Here is a 14711-nt window from a genome sequence, read left to right on the forward strand (position 1 = left end):
ATAATAATTTCATTTAATTATAAATCGTCACTCATAGATCTTCTGAAACAGATCTTCAATTGTTCTGACTCAATTTTGCTAACTTTTTTCAAAACCATAGGTTCATCCTGTTTCGTAATTGAATATTCAGAGTTCTCTTTTAAACACTTCCCCCAAACATATGTATCTCCATAGCTAGCAAGAAGAACCTTATCACCACCTAATTTAAACATACCATTTGAGTTGTTTGCTGATATCCAGCCAGAACAGTAAAACGCAAAAACCAAAGCGGTTACAGTAAAAATAGCGTGATACACCCCCGTAAATGATAATTTATTATCCACAAAAGAACTCAAAGAGAAAAATAAATAAAAAACCAAAATCGTAAGAACCAGTGCCATCAGTAAGTATTTTTTACGTCCATATTTAAATAAATAAGGTGAATTATGAAAAATCACAAACGGCAACAAAACGACAATAAAAACAAGAACGTAAAAACAAACCACTTTCCATTTATCTATTCGCTTATAGTCTATCTTTGCATTTAGAATTGCTGCAAATGAAATAATAACAACAAAGAACTGAAAACTTGTTCTCAAAAGAAAACTAACATCAATTGATATAACTTCAGAAGGATACCCATAATACTCTGCATAACCCAGACTAAATATATACCCACCGATGTATAAGATCACCAAAAAAATAGAGGCTATAGATATTTCTTTATTTATCATAAATTCCACTAAATATATTATTAGTCTGTCTAAACCAGTTTTAACACAAGTTACTTCAATAGGATTGTGCATGCAACATTTAATGCTTGACCTGGAAACCATGGGTAAGAAGCCCATCGCTCCTATCGTAGCCATCGGGGCCGTATTCTTTGCGCCACGCACCGGCGAACTAGGTGAATTGTTCTATACCCCCGTTGACTTGCAAAGCTCTATGGCCGGTAAAGCGGCACCTGACGCCGATACCATCATTTGGTGGATGAAACAAAGCAGTGAAGCCCGTGCGGCTATCTACGTTGACGGTGCACCGTCGTTGCTGTCTGCATTGTATGACTTGAATAAGTTCATCCGGGCCAATGTCGCCAATCCTCGTGGCCTGCGCGTATGGGGTAATGGGGCCGTTTTCGATAACGTGATCTTGCGTGAGTCCTACCAGCGTGAATGCGTTCCTCTTCCGTGGGAATGGTTCAACGACAGAGACGTACGTACTATAGTTGAGCTTGGACGTGAAGTTGGTTTTGACCCTAAACGTGATATGCCGTTTGACGGCGAACGCCACAATGCTATATCCGACGCAATTCACCAAGCTAAGTATGTTTCCGCAATTTATCAGTGTTTGTTTTTAGCTCACCAGCAAGATTAAAAATAAGGGATATTACATGAGTAAAAAAAGTGAAGGTGCTGAGCTGGATTTACTAACCCCTGAAGAGGTTTGTAAATTGATTGGAGGGGTTACTACAAAAACGTTGAGGGCATGGAATATTACTCATCGCCACCGAAAAATTTTGGCACCAATTCGGTTTACGCATAAAGTAGTCCGGTATGAGCGCCAAAACGTTTTAGACTTTATTGCTAAATGCAGAAGCGCTTATTAACTGCATTTAACCAGATCTGAATAGTTGGTCTGATTTGTAAGATGGCGGACAATATATCAGAAGAAGAAACATCCATGAATCGCCTATGTACTCATGATGGATCTAGGTTCTACTAAACGCCTTTTTACTCAAAACTCACTCTCTACATCCGGTAAAGCATTGTTTAAGCTTTCGTAAAGTTTATTGGCAAGTGACGTTGCATAATCTAGCAATTCTTCTAATTTTTGTTCTGTAACATTTACTGAATTTCCGTCTTTGTCCTTGCCACCTCGATGTACTAAGTGATTACGAAGGAGTGTTGCGGCTTCAATCTCTTGCGTCGGCCAGTCATTTCTCGTTTGGATGTTAAATGCAGCCTTGTAACGCTTTATAACCTGATCTATATTGTGCCAGCTTGCACTAATCAAGTTTTCTTTAATTGATTTTATTAACTCCATCCTTAGTTGCTCAATGGATTCACTTTTAAACGGCAAAGATAAAGTATCTTTACTCCATTTGAACTCCGACTTACCTTTTTCTATTAAATCCAATATATAAGACTGGTTTTTATCTAATGATTTTATGAACAATTCAACATAAAGTGTCTCTAGAGCAGTTATAACGTTGGTAAATAAGATATTAAGTAAGTGTCTTTTTTGATCTTCTTTGTATATACCACTAACCAATGATCTTATTATATGAATGTTTTCCTCAAACTTAACCATTGGTTCCTCTGAAGAGGTTACTGCACTATACAGGTCATCGTCGTACCAATCATCCATATTATTAGAGTTACCTGACCAGTCATGACACTCATCTTGCAATTCGTCTGACAATTCCTCAATATAATTATCTTTTACGTGCCCTTCAAATATCATTTCCAGCTCTTCTCGAGCATTAAAGGGGCCACCATAAATGTAAGCATATCCACCTTCACGGCCATTATAAGGACAAGAATGCACTGGATTTTCGTAGTTTTCTAAAAACCAACTTCGCATTACTTCTAGTTGATCATCTTTACTTTTGTACTTCAAGGATTGACGCGGTACCATTTTCCCTTTTACATTAAAAAGCATTTTCATAACAGAAACATTCCTTTAATCAACCAGAGGAATTTTTACCAACCTCTGAAACTTTAATCTAACGAAACCATAATAACGTCTAACTCTGGCTTAGAGCTGCCTAAAGGATTAATTTTAGTCCTGTTCCTTAACTATGCCAATAAAATTTTGTACTGAAAAATATTAACTTTTACGCCTTAATAGTGATACTTGCGCAAGTATGCTGGTCTCATGGGCTTCAAAGGCCAGTCGCTTTAATGCCATTTCTTCGTTTAAAATCTCATCTGAGAAATCATAAAACTCCCCCATCGGGTCTGATTCCTTATCAGAGTGATGCATGCAAAGAATGCTAATTTCTTTCGAGTCTCTACGAGAATGTCCCTTGTAACGCATCGCAGCAATGATATTGCTCTTGAGGAATTTACGGCACATTGTATTAAATGCACCTTCCTTTCCCTTCACAGTGCCATCATGCCTAACACCCTTCACCGCGTTCTCTGGGCTGTACGTTTTTATAAGCTTGTCCAGAGAGCGTTTGGCGAAAGGCTTCGCCGGGTCACGCGGCTGAAGGAAAACATATTCCTTATTACACCCCTCTACCGAGTCCCTCCATTTCTTCTGCTCTTCAAGAATTTGTCTGATACCAGACGTAATTGGGAGGCGGAATTCCTTCTGCGTTTTCATCGCCCCCCTCATACCAATCACCCCTGCTGGGTAGATAATCTCACCAGCCTCTTCGTTAACAAAACTCCATCGCAAATTGCCAACATTAATCGGACGAACTCCCGTTAAAATCATATACCGCATAGCGTTTTTTTGGTGCACAGATGTGGCTGCAGCTATGTTTAGCCATAAGCCTGCGATCGACTCAATATCGGTGTATAGGCGGGTCGGTGTCGGCTTCTGGACTCGCGACGAGATATAATCACTTGGTAGGCTTGCGGCAACGTTACGGCCATTGCAGTAACGAGGCGCACCGAACTTCCAGAAACGCCGAAGTTCTGCCGACAACTCCAGCGCCTGGTTATTGGACTTTGTTTCAATCCAGAGGTCGAGAACCTCAAGCAGCCTGTTGTACGTTATATCGCTGAAAACTTCACGCTCACCAAATGCGGCGGCGATCTGCTTTGTCCTGGTGCAGTAAGTTTTATAACTATCCTGACCCAGCTTTTGACGCTCAACCTTCGCCTGTAAATCCCCTTCATATTCTTTGATGGCCATCTGAACTGACTCAGCCTTCAAGCCATTATCCGCAATATCCTTCGCCTTTTCCCTGGCAATCTGAATAGCTAATTCTGGCCACTCCCCTAACTTTTTACCCTTCAAACCCATCTTTTTAGGGAATTCAGCATAGAACGTTACCTTGCCTGCTTTGCTAAAATCTATGCGGAGGTAGCTGTCCTTTTCGTACTTTGAACGCCGGGCCTGTCCGACCTGCGCCAAAATGATTTTGGCAGCAGCAACACAGACCCTTATGTGTGAGCTTGCGTAGGGCGGCTTGCAGTCTTCCCAACGGGCTGATGCGGCTAAGAACTCATCATTATTGGGGTTATCCTGCTTCTGTGTTACAGTGCGCGGCATTGATATTTCCTTGTATCAGAGGCCACCAGCATGAAGCTCACACATGAGGTTTTATCTGGAGGCTAAAAAGGGCATGTGTTGCCATTCTGTGTTGCTGAACATGGTTTTTCAATGTTTGAAACACTGTATAAATATACATATAGTGCGGAATCGTGCGCAATAGGAAATGCAGATAACTGCATGATTTGAATAGAATAAAAGCGTAAGTGATTGATATGGCATTACTAATTACAAAGCGGTGCATCAACTGCGACATGTGCGAACCGGAATGCCCAAATCAGGCCATTTCGATGGGCGATGATATCTACCAGATCGATACCGATCGCTGTACCGAATGCGTCGGTCATTACGATATCCCAACCTGCCAGCAGGTGTGCCCGATCGACAACACCATTATCGTCAATCCAGAGCACCGCGAAACCAACGAACAGCTGTGGGACAAATTTGTGGTGCTGCATCATGCCGATCGGCTGTGACACAGAAATTCAGATCGACAAGGGCGCCAACAGGCGCCCTTTTTTTCATGGCCGATCGCCGGCTTACCCTTCGATAATCACCGTCGCGCAAGCATAACGGCGTTCATCTGCCAGCGAAACGTGAATGGAGGTCACCCCCATTTGCTGCGCCAGCTCGGCGGCGCGAGCATGCAAGCGGATATTCGGCTTGCCGAGACCGTCGTTGAACACTTCAAACTGATTGAACGCCAATCCGTTTCGTATCCCGGTGCCGAAGGCCTTGGCGGCAGCTTCTTTCACTGCAAAACGCTTGGCAAGAAAGCGCACCGGCTGCTGATGCTGCTGATACACTTCCCATTCGGCATCGCTCAGTACGCGACGCGCCAGGCGATCGCCGCTGCGCTCTACGACCGCTTCGATGCGCGCCATTTCAACGATATCGGTGCCCAGCCCCAGCACGGCCATTAGCGGCGCGCTTCACGCATCAGCAGTTTCATATCCGTCACCGCCGCCGGCAGGCCGCACATGACCGCCTGGCCGATAATCGCATGACCGATATTCAGCTCATGCATTTCCGGCAGGGCCGCGATCGGCTGAACGTTATGGTAAGTCAGGCCGTGGCCAGCGTTAACCTTCAGGCCTTTCTCTGCGGCGTAGGTGGCGGCTACGGCGATACGATGCAGCTCGGCTTTGACCGCCAGTTCGCCTTCAGCTTCCGCATAGGCGCCGGTATGAATTTCAATGTAAGGGGCACCCACCGCGACCGCTGCATCAATTTGGCGATGATCGGGATCGATAAACAGCGAAACCAGAATACCGGCCTGCGCCAAGCGTTCAACGGCGATGGCCATTTTGTCCTGCTGCCCGGCAACGTCCAGCCCACCTTCGGTCGTCACTTCTTCGCGCTTTTCCGGTACCAGACAGCAAAAGTGCGGTTTCAGCTCAACGGCGATATCCACCATTTCATCGGTCACGGCCATTTCCAGATTCATGCGCGTCTGGATGGTCTGGCGCAAAATGCGAACGTCGCGATCGGTGATATGACGACGGTCTTCGCGCAGGTGCACCGTGATCCCGTCAGCCCCTGCTTGCTCGGCAATAAATGCCGCCTGAACCGGATCCGGATATTGGGTTCCGCGCGCGTTACGTAACGTGGCGATGTGATCGATATTGACGCCCAGCAGCAAATCAGCCATGACAACCCTCTAAAAAACGATTTTCAGTGGCGGTAGTTTACACGCGGGTGCAGTAGCGCAAAAGGAGAAAAGGTCAGGCGTCGTCGACCGGCGTATCCGGCTGTTTACGGACAAACTGACGGAACAGCTCGCGGCTCTTGAGCGGCTTACCGCCCAGGTAGGGTTTTAGCGCCATGCGGGTAAAGCGCTTGGCGGCACGCAAAGTTTGCACATCAGGGAACTGACGCTCCGCCAGCGCGCGTAATTCGCGGCCGGTAAAGCTGTAGTGATCCACCACCAGACTGGCGATAAAGCCTTTTTCCTCACGGTAGCGGTAGGTCATGCCATCATCGACCGGCAGACCACTGCCGGCGCAGTGCAGGAAGTCCAAGCCGTAACCCAGGTGATTCAGCAAGGCCAATTCGAACTGGCGCAGTGCCTGCTCCGGCGAAACGTCTTCTGCCGCCAGCGCCTGCAAACATTGCAGATAGTCGAAGAACAATACCGAGTAGTTGGCTTCTTGCTCCAGCACCCGTGACAGCAGCTCATTCACGTAGAGGCCGCTGTACAGCATCATGCCGCTGAGAGGTAAACCTAGGGACACCGCTTCGGCGTTACGCAGCGTTTTGACTTCGCCACGACCGCCCCAGCGGACTAACAGAGGGGTAAAGGGCTGCAGACAACCCTTCAGATTAGAACGACGGCTGCGCGCGCCTTTTGCCAGCAAGCGCACCCGTCCATGACCTTCCGTAAACATATCCAGCATCAGGCTGGTTTCACTGTACGGTCGTCCATGCAGGACGAAAGCGCGCTCCCAGCCGTCCATTGGAGAGGTTATTTCAGATCGTCGGTATAGCCCAGGCTACGCAACGCACGTTCGTCGTCCGCCCAGCCCGATTTCACTTTCACCCACAGTTCCAGATGCACTTTGGTTTCAAACATCTGTTCCATGTCCTGACGGGCTTCAATACCGATGGTTTTGATCTTCGCACCTTTGTTGCCGATGACCATTTTCTTCTGGCCTTCGCGCTCAACCAGGATCAGACCGTGCACGTTGTAACCACCGCGCTCGTTCGGCACAAACTGTTCGATCTCAACCGTCACCGAGTAAGGCAACTCTTCACCCAGGAAACGCATCAGCTTTTCACGGATGATTTCCGACGCCATAAAGCGCTGGGAACGGTCGGTGATGTAATCGTCCGGGAAGTGGTGTTCCGCTTCCGGCAATACCTTGCGCGCGATAGCGGCAATGGTATCAACATTCATACCTTTCTCCGCAGAGATTGGCACCACATCGAGGAAGTTCATCTGTTGGCTGAGGAACGCAATGTGCGGCAACAGCTTGGACTTGTCGGTGACGTTGTCGACCTTGTTGATCGCCAGCACAACCGGGCATTTCAGGCTGCGCAATTTGTTGACCACCATTTCATCGTCGGCGGTCCAGTTAGTACCTTCAACTACGAAGATCACCAGCTCGACGTCGCCGATTGAGCTGCTGGCGGCGCGGTTCATCAAACGGTTGATGGCGCGCTTTTCTTCGATGTGCAGACCCGGGGTGTCGACGTAGATCGCCTGATAGGCGCCATCGGTGTCGATACCCATAATACGGTGACGGGTCGTCTGCGGTTTACGCGAGGTGATGGAGACTTTTTGCCCCAGCAGTTGGTTCAGCAACGTGGATTTGCCCACGTTGGGACGACCGACTATCGCAATAAAACCACAGTATTGTTTTACTTCGCTCATTCAAGCTCCAGATTTTTCAGCGCTTGTTCCGCTGCCGCCTGCTCGGCTTTACGACGGCTTGAGCCGGTACCCATTACGGGCTCGCTCAAACCACTCACCTGACAGTGGATAGTAAACTCCTGATCGTGCGCCTCACCGCGAACCTGCACCACCAGATAAGAAGGTAACGGCAGATGACGACCTTGCAAAAACTCCTGTAAACGGGTTTTGGGGTCTTTCTGCTTATCACCGGGGCTGATTTCGTCCAACCGGCTGCGATACCAGTCCAAAATCAGTCGTTCAACAGTTTGAATATCGCTATCCAGGAACACGCCGCCAATTAAAGCTTCCACCGTATCCGCCAGGATTGATTCGCGGCGGAATCCACCACTTTTCAACTCACCCGGCCCGAGGCGAAGACACTCGCCCAGATCGAACTCGCGCCCCATCTCCGCCAGCGTATTGCCGCGCACCAGCGTGGCACGCATGCGGCTCATATCACCCTCGTCTACGCGAGGAAAACGATGATAGAGCGCATTGGCGATGACAAAACTAAGAATAGAGTCACCCAGAAACTCAAGACGTTCATTGTGTTTACTGCTGGCGCTACGGTGAGTTAACGCTTGCAGCAAGAGCTCCTGCTGTTGAAAAGTGTAGCCCAGCTTCCGCTGTAGCCTATTTATTACGATGGGGTTCATGAGTTACCAATAGATCAAGAATGCGTCAAAAACTTGCAGCATACGGAACAGGCCTGCTTCGCCGAAAGCCAATCCAAAGCTGTTTCGTTTGCAGTGGCTCCCAACAGGGAGCCAACTTTTTATCGCTCGAGCCGGTATTCTACAACGAGTGGAAATATAATGCTGCGTTTATAGACGCCTGATTAATGAATTCCACCGATGCGGCTAAATCTTACGCCGGTAGGCCATTCGCCTTCCTGCTTTTCAAAACTCATCCAGATAGCCGTGGCTTTACCCACCAGATTTTTCTCCGGTACGAAGCCCCAGTAACGGCTGTCGGCGCTGTTGTCGCGGTTATCACCCATCATGAAGTAATGACCCGCTGGCACAACCCATTCCGCCAACTGTTTACCCGGCTGCTGGTAGTAAGCGCCCACCTGATCCTGCGTGCCTGGCACGGTCAGAATATGGTGAGAAACCGAGCCCAGCGTCTCCTGGCGTTCACGCAGACGGATACCGCCCTGCGGCACGTTGTCGCTCAGTGGGATCTGGTAAAAGCCATTGCTGGCTTCGCCCATACCGCTGCGGCTGAACAATTGAACAAAGTCGCTTGGCTGCGCATCGTTGTAAGTCACCGCTAACGCGGTATCGCATGACTGACCGCTATTACAGGATGGCTGAACGGTTACGCGCTTATTGACCGGATCGTAACTTACACGGTCGCCAGGCAAGCCGACTACGCGTTTGATATAATCCAGTTTCGGATCCAACGGATATTTAAATACCGCAATATCACCGCGTTTCGGATGACCGGTTTCAATTAGCGTGGTCTGGGTAATAGGATCTTTAATGCCGTAGGCATATTTCTCCACCAGAATAAAATCGCCAATCAACAACGTCGGCATCATCGAACCGGACGGAATCTGGAAAGGTTCGTAAATAAACGAACGCACCACAAAGACCAGCAGCAACACCGGGAACACCGACGCGCCAGTTTCAATCCAACCCGGCTGCTTTGCCACTTTCGCCAGCGTTTTATCGTCCACGGCGCCCGCAGTTTGTGCATTGACCGCCGCAATCTTGGCGCGGCGGGCAGGCGCCCATCTAAAGCGCTCAAAGGCCCAAATGATCCCGGTTGCCAACGTTGCCAGCGCCAGGATCAGGGCAAACATATTCGCCATGCAAACTCCCTAGTTACGCGAACTTATCGCTCTTACTTACTGTCTTTGCCAACGTGCAGAATGGCCAGGAACGCTTCTTGCGGCAACTCTACGTTACCGACCTGCTTCATACGTTTCTTACCGTCTTTCTGTTTCTGCAACAGCTTCTTCTTACGGCTAACGTCGCCGCCGTAGCATTTTGCCAGAACGTTTTTACGCAGCTGTTTCACCGTGGAGCGCGCGATGATATGGGTGCCGATCGCCGCCTGAATGGCGATGTCGAACTGCTGACGCGGGATCAGCTCTTTCATCTTCTCCACCAGCTCGCGGCCACGGTATTGCGCATTGTCGCGGTGGGTAATCAGCGCCAGCGCATCCACACGCTCGTTGTTGATCAGCACGTCAACACGCACCATGTCAGAGGTCTGGAAGCGTTTGAAGTTGTAATCCAGCGACGCATAACCGCGTGACGTAGACTTCAGACGGTCAAAGAAGTCGAGTACCACTTCCGCCATCGGGATTTCGTAAGTCAGCGCAACCTGATTGCCGTGATAAACCATGTTGGTTTGCACGCCGCGTTTTTCGATACACAGCGTGATGACGTTACCCAAGAATTCCTGCGGCATCAGCATGTGACATTCGGCGATCGGCTCACGCAACTCTTCGATATTGTTCAGTGGCGGCAGCTTGGACGGGCTATCAACGTAAATCGTCTCTTTGCTGGTTGTTTCCACTTCATACACTACCGTCGGTGCGGTGGTGATCAGCTCCAGATCGTATTCACGTTCCAGACGTTCCTGGATGATCTCCATGTGCAGCAGGCCGAGGAAGCCACAACGGAAGCCGAAGCCCAGCGCGGTGGAGCTCTCTGGCTCATAGAACAGGGAGGCGTCGTTCAGGCTCAGCTTGCCCAACGCATCGCGGAAGGATTCATAATCGTCGGAGCTGATCGGGAACAGGCCCGCATAAACCTGCGGCTTCACTTTTTTGAAGCCCGGCAAGGCTTTGTCCGCCGGCTGGCGCGCCAACGTCAGGGTATCGCCCACCGGCGCACCGAGGATGTCTTTGATTGCGCAGACCAACCAGCCTACTTCGCCACAGTTCAACACGTCGCGATCGACACGCTTCGGCGTGAAGATACCCAGACGATCGGCGTTGTAGGTTTGGCCGGTGCTCATGACTTTAATCTTGTCGCCCTTGCGCATGGTGCCGTTTTTAACGCGCACCAGGGAAACTACGCCCAGGTAGTTATCGAACCAGGAGTCGATGATCAGGGCCTGCAGTGGCGCATCCGGATCGCCTTGCGGCCCCGGGATATCGCGCACCAGGCGTTCGAGCACTTCCGGCACGCCAACACCGGTTTTGGCGGAACAACGCACCGCGTCGGTCGCGTCGATGCCAACGATATCTTCAATTTCCTGCGCGGCGCGGTCAGGATCGGCAGCCGGCAAGTCAATTTTGTTCAGTACCGGCACCACTTCCAGATCCATATCCAGCGCGGTGTAACAGTTAGCCAGAGTCTGAGCTTCTACGCCCTGCCCGGCATCGACCACCAGCAGCGCGCCCTCACAGGCGGCCAGTGAGCGCGAAACTTCGTAAGAGAAGTCAACGTGCCCTGGGGTGTCGATAAAGTTGAGCTGATAGGTTTGACCGTCCTGCGCCTTATAATCCAGCGTGACGCTCTGCGCTTTGATGGTAATACCGCGCTCGCGCTCCAGATCCATAGAATCGAGCACCTGCGCGGCCATTTCACGTTCGGTCAAGCCACCGCAAATTTGAATGATGCGGTCGGACAGCGTCGACTTACCGTGGTCAATGTGGGCAATAATGGAGAAATTTCGTATATGCTTCATTATAAAAGTTTTTCTGCCTTGGTATTTCTGAATTACTCGCCTATAGAAACCCGCATGGACCTAAAGCGACAGTGAATGGGTTCGGCCGTCTTGCGCCTGAATCGCTGCATTCTACATGTCACAACACTGAAAACCTAGCGATCGGTGCAGTGAAGGCATTCTATTATGTGCACTTTAATGTTACAGAGCGCCCCGGGTTATGAAAGCTGATGTTAACAAAACTCAGCGTGCTCACAACACCGCGTTGCAACAGCCGTTGCCCTCTGCATTTCTTTCTCCGCCATCGGCGGGATCCGGCAGTAATACATAACCGCCAATAACGCAATAAACCCTCTCCGAGTTATTGATTAAATAATATCTGGATCAATATCTTAGAATTGCAGTCTACCCCTCCGGCTTTAGGAAAAACCCCATATACGCCTCCCGGTAGCTTCTATAGAAATGGAGGTGAACACCGTGACAAAACATAATTCAGGGCACTACATCGGCATGCCCACCGGGGTTCACCAGCATATCTCTACGTATTGATTGGAAGGTGCAAAATGATCGATAAAGGGCAAATGCTGAGCCGGCACGATTTTTCTAAGGTCAATTGGGGCATTCTGACGGCAGCGGCGCTGCTGTTAACCATTGGTGCGGCGCTGCTGTTGCTGCCGCTGCTGAGCAATATGGATGAAAATGCAATACTGACCCTACTGCAAACCGGCGCAGCCACTATTGTACTCGGCTGTATTCTTCTGGCGCTACGCCACTATCTGCGGCCAGCGGTGACTTACCGTCTGTACGAACATGGCGTTAGGGTGATTAACCAACATAGTCACAAAGAACGCTTTATCCCCTTTGAAAAAATTGGGGATATTTATCGTTTTCGCGGCGGGCGACTGTTTGGCGGGCTATTCGACGTAATGGCATTTCGTGCCTCGGCTGAACACCCTTGGTACCCGGTGTTCAGCAACCTGTCTCACTCCTGGCGGCTGGCTGATACCATTATTAATCAGCAGATCCAGCAACGTGGGCCGCTGGCGCTGAATGCGTTGTATCAGGGGGAAGTGCTGTCGTTTCACTATCTCAGCTGCGGAGCTCGTTGGCTAAATCATTTATTGCCCGGAAACCGACAAGGAAAACAGGTTCAAACGCTACAGTTGAGCGCAACGGCGCTTATCACGGCACAAGGATCAATCCCGATTGAACAGATCCGTGAACTCGAGAATAATCCACGACGTGGCACCATTCGACTGCTGGATAACCAGGGGAATGCGTTGTTTACGATAGGGTATTTTTCGCTGCTCAGCGCAGACCTGTTTGTCGCACTGTTAGAGCATATGATCTACAGCCGCATCCCCGCCTACCATAACCGGCGGTGATGCGGCAGCAGTTTTAACGCAGAGGTTCGTTTTCCGTCTGCAGGCGCATGGCCCCAGGCGGTAAACCAATTTGCAAAACGACAGGTTGGTAATTGGCTTGCTCGCCGAGACGATGAGCCAGACCACGCGCCAGAATAAAAGCCAGGCCACCGCCAAGCAATGCACCGAGCGCGGCAGAAGCGTCAGTACCCAGCCAGTATTGCAACAGGCTGCCACCCAGCATCATTCCCACCAGCGGCGTCAGATAAACCAGCATCGCTGAACGCAGCAAGCTGCCTTCTGCAATGCCTACTTCGACGCGTTGACCCGGCTCGAGCGGCTGCTCAATGCGCACCTGCAGTTGGTGTTCGATTTCCGGCACCAATTCGTTTAACGCGCGCGCACCGCATCCAGAGCGAGCAGTGCAGCTGCCGCATCCGGCTTTAGGTTCACAACGCAACAGCGCTACGCCCTGTTGCCACGAAACGACCGTGGCCCACTCTTTCATCATTGTGGTGATACCTTGAAGGAAATACTGTCTGCAATACGTTTGGCCGTTGCCGGCGGCAATTCGCCAACAATGGTAATCTCATTACCGTTACGCACTTCGGTTTGAATCGTGCGTCGACCCTGACGATAATACTGCTGGCCCGCACCGCTGCCCGCAGGGCTGATATTGACCGAGAAGCTGAATAAACCATCGCTGTAAAGCCGTGACTCTACCGGCTCTGTCACATTCGGCAGTTTACGGCGATTACGCGCCACCTCGTCCACCCCAGCCGGTAACCAGCCCGTGCTCCAGCTCAGCTTGATTTTATCTACCGCAGGCAGCGACAGCAATGGTGGCAGGTTAGCTTTGATCAGCCCTTCCATCACGCCCTGCACTTGCGGCCCGACCACGAACGAAATCACCCGATATTGCTCCAGCGTTTCGCCGTCGCGATCGATCAGATCCACCCGCAGTGGCAGCTTGGTATCTTCGTCCATCCAGACTATATAGCTATAGCGCGAGCCATCACGCGCAACCACGCGGATCACTTCGCAGGGACGATCGGAAATACGAGTGCTGCCAACGGAGATGAAATCGTAATATTTCGCCAGGCGGCTGAAATCGGCATAAACAATCGCCGGCAACGCATCGACGATATGATCGCCGGACAGCGTAAAGGGTTCCAAACCGGGTTCGAAATAGCTGATCCCGCCGCCGCGCTGTAACACTTCACGACGTGGACCATCCATATGCAGCAGTTGACCGAGAGGCAATTGATCGATCACCGCATGACGATAACGCAGCGATTCAATCCCCTGCTTGCTGATGCTGATATAGGCGAGTTCATAATTGAGCGAACGGCTGGCACTGCTCATCTGTTGCAACAACGCCCCGGACGCAGTGGGCTGCGCCGGGGCGATGCTTGAGTAGAGCAGGCTGCCCGTCAATAGACAGACGGAGAACCAAATTTGCTTCATTACTGCTGTTGCATTCCTAAAGACTGAGTTCCGGGAACCTGAACAGCAGCCTGCTGTGGTGTGCTTTGCTCAAGCTGCAGCTGATCAGAATGCAAACGACGTTGCAACTCATAATCTTGCAGCATAGCGTTAATGCGTTTGCGCTGTTCCTGCACCTGCTGCTGTTGTCCGCTGCCGGTAGAGAAACTGTCTGCCGGCACACCAAGGCTAACCGGTGACGCCTGCCCCATGATTGGCAATGTGGTGAATGCAGGTGATTCTGCAGCACCCGATTGGGCAGCTGGCTGATTGTACTGCTGTACGCCGACAATCACCGCTAACGACACGCAGGCCGCCATGCCAATCTGTGTGATCTGGCTGGCCCAAGGACGAACTTTGTCCCAGAACGGCATTTTTTGCCAGGTATGTGGTTGCGGCTGAGACTCAGGCACGGCAGAAGGAACCAGACGTGCGGGTTCTTTCTCAAGTGCAGCAGCAACACGATCTGCGATATCGAAATGCATGACTTGCCCGATATCACCCCGTAGTGTGTCACGTATCAGGTGATAGCTCTGCCAGCTTTGTTGAAGCGCCCTGTCTTTAGACAATGAACTCAGTAGCTCGCTGTCGAGCGATTCTCCATCCATCAGAGCGGAAAGCTTTTCTTTCTGCAT

16 protein-coding genes and 1 pseudogene are annotated in these 14711 nt (G+C 50.4%); 4 read left to right on the forward strand and 13 right to left on the reverse strand.

Annotation, left to right across the window (positions count from 1 at the left end):
• Positions 1 to 17 precede the first annotated feature (17 nt).
• Positions 18 to 785: a hypothetical protein gene (locus M495_RS18725; RefSeq protein WP_020828246.1), complete on the reverse strand. Its 768-nt coding sequence runs from the start codon at positions 783 to 785 to the stop codon at positions 18 to 20.
• Here M495_RS18725 and M495_RS18730 point away from each other — a divergent pair.
• On the forward strand, positions 784 to 1353 hold the full coding sequence (locus M495_RS18730) for a 3'-5' exonuclease (RefSeq protein ID WP_020828247.1): 570 nt from the start codon (positions 784 to 786) through the stop codon (positions 1351 to 1353). The two genes, M495_RS18725 and M495_RS18730, sit on opposite strands and share 2 nt — an antisense overlap.
• 16 nt (positions 1354 to 1369) lie before the next feature.
• On the forward strand, positions 1370 to 1585 hold the full coding sequence (locus tag M495_RS25145; RefSeq protein ID WP_071846573.1) for a MerR family transcriptional regulator: 216 nt from the start codon (positions 1370 to 1372) through the stop codon (positions 1583 to 1585).
• A gap of 128 nt (positions 1586 to 1713) precedes the next feature.
• Here the strand turns inward: M495_RS25145 and M495_RS18735 are convergent, their stop codons facing one another.
• Positions 1714 to 2646: a hypothetical protein gene (locus tag M495_RS18735; RefSeq protein ID WP_020828248.1), complete on the reverse strand. Its 933-nt coding sequence runs from the start codon at positions 2644 to 2646 to the stop codon at positions 1714 to 1716.
• Positions 2647 to 2808: 162 nt separating this feature from the next.
• Positions 2809 to 4206 (reverse strand): tyrosine-type recombinase/integrase, encoded by a 1398-nt coding sequence (locus tag M495_RS18740; RefSeq protein ID WP_020828249.1) that lies wholly within the window; start codon positions 4204 to 4206, stop codon positions 2809 to 2811.
• Positions 4207 to 4421: 215 nt separating this feature from the next.
• On the opposite strand from M495_RS18740, the gene M495_RS18745 reads away from it, so the two are divergent.
• Positions 4422 to 4682 (forward strand): YfhL family 4Fe-4S dicluster ferredoxin, encoded by a 261-nt coding sequence (locus M495_RS18745; RefSeq protein WP_041414859.1) that lies wholly within the window; start codon positions 4422 to 4424, stop codon positions 4680 to 4682.
• 63 nt (positions 4683 to 4745) lie between these two features.
• Here the strand turns inward: M495_RS18745 and acpS are convergent, their stop codons facing one another.
• The 7 genes from acpS to lepA all read right to left on the reverse strand — a co-directional run bounded on the left by acpS (position 4746) and on the right by lepA (position 11248).
• Complete coding sequence (gene acpS, locus M495_RS18750; RefSeq protein ID WP_020828251.1) at positions 4746 to 5126, reverse strand: holo-ACP synthase; 381 nt, start codon at positions 5124 to 5126, stop codon at positions 4746 to 4748.
• The gene (gene pdxJ / locus M495_RS18755) at positions 5126 to 5857 is read right to left on the reverse strand and encodes a pyridoxine 5'-phosphate synthase (protein ID WP_020828252.1); all 732 of its coding nucleotides are present in this window, start codon (positions 5855 to 5857) and stop codon (positions 5126 to 5128) included. The genes acpS and pdxJ overlap by 1 nt, the downstream gene beginning before the upstream one ends.
• A gap of 73 nt (positions 5858 to 5930) precedes the next feature.
• Positions 5931 to 6662: a DNA repair protein RecO gene (gene recO / locus M495_RS18760; protein ID WP_020828253.1), complete on the reverse strand. Its 732-nt coding sequence runs from the start codon at positions 6660 to 6662 to the stop codon at positions 5931 to 5933.
• Positions 6663 to 6670: 8 nt separating this feature from the next.
• A complete protein-coding gene (gene era, locus M495_RS18765) occupies positions 6671 to 7579 on the reverse strand; it encodes a GTPase Era (RefSeq protein ID WP_020828254.1) in 909 nt (302 codons plus the stop codon).
• Complete coding sequence (gene rnc, locus M495_RS18770) at positions 7576 to 8256, reverse strand: ribonuclease III (RefSeq protein ID WP_041414862.1); 681 nt, start codon at positions 8254 to 8256, stop codon at positions 7576 to 7578. The genes era and rnc overlap by 4 nt, the downstream gene beginning before the upstream one ends.
• A 182-nt stretch (positions 8257 to 8438) precedes the next feature.
• Positions 8439 to 9416, reverse strand: coding sequence for a signal peptidase I (gene lepB, locus M495_RS18775; RefSeq protein WP_020828256.1), 978 nt, complete (start codon positions 9414 to 9416; stop codon positions 8439 to 8441).
• 32 nt (positions 9417 to 9448) lie between these two features.
• Positions 9449 to 11248: a translation elongation factor 4 gene (lepA, locus tag M495_RS18780; RefSeq protein WP_020828257.1), complete on the reverse strand. Its 1800-nt coding sequence runs from the start codon at positions 11246 to 11248 to the stop codon at positions 9449 to 9451.
• A 542-nt stretch (positions 11249 to 11790) separates the two neighbouring features.
• On the opposite strand from lepA, the pseudogene M495_RS18785 reads away from it, so the two are divergent.
• A pseudogene (locus M495_RS18785) lies at positions 11791 to 12629 on the forward strand (hypothetical protein).
• Here M495_RS18785 and rseC read toward each other — a convergent pair.
• From rseC to rseA, 3 genes are read right to left on the reverse strand one after another with little or no spacing between them, the layout of a single operon-like run.
• Positions 12626 to 13102, reverse strand: a complete 477-nt coding sequence (gene rseC / locus M495_RS18790) for a SoxR-reducing system protein RseC (RefSeq protein ID WP_020828259.1) — start codon at positions 13100 to 13102, stop codon at positions 12626 to 12628. The pseudogene M495_RS18785 and the gene rseC sit on opposite strands and share 4 nt — an antisense overlap.
• Positions 13099 to 14058 carry a sigma-E factor regulatory protein RseB gene (rseB, locus tag M495_RS18795; protein ID WP_020828260.1) on the reverse strand — a complete coding sequence of 320 codons (960 nt, stop codon included), beginning with the start codon at positions 14056 to 14058 and terminating at the stop codon, positions 13099 to 13101. Before rseB ends, rseC begins: the two co-directional genes overlap by 4 nt.
• Positions 14058 to 14711 (reverse strand): anti-sigma-E factor RseA, encoded by a 654-nt coding sequence (gene rseA, locus M495_RS18800; protein ID WP_020828261.1) that lies wholly within the window; start codon positions 14709 to 14711, stop codon positions 14058 to 14060. Before rseA ends, rseB begins: the two co-directional genes overlap by 1 nt.

This window comes from Serratia liquefaciens ATCC 27592, from assembly GCF_000422085.1.
Classification (GTDB): Bacteria; Pseudomonadota; Gammaproteobacteria; order Enterobacterales; family Enterobacteriaceae; genus Serratia; species Serratia liquefaciens.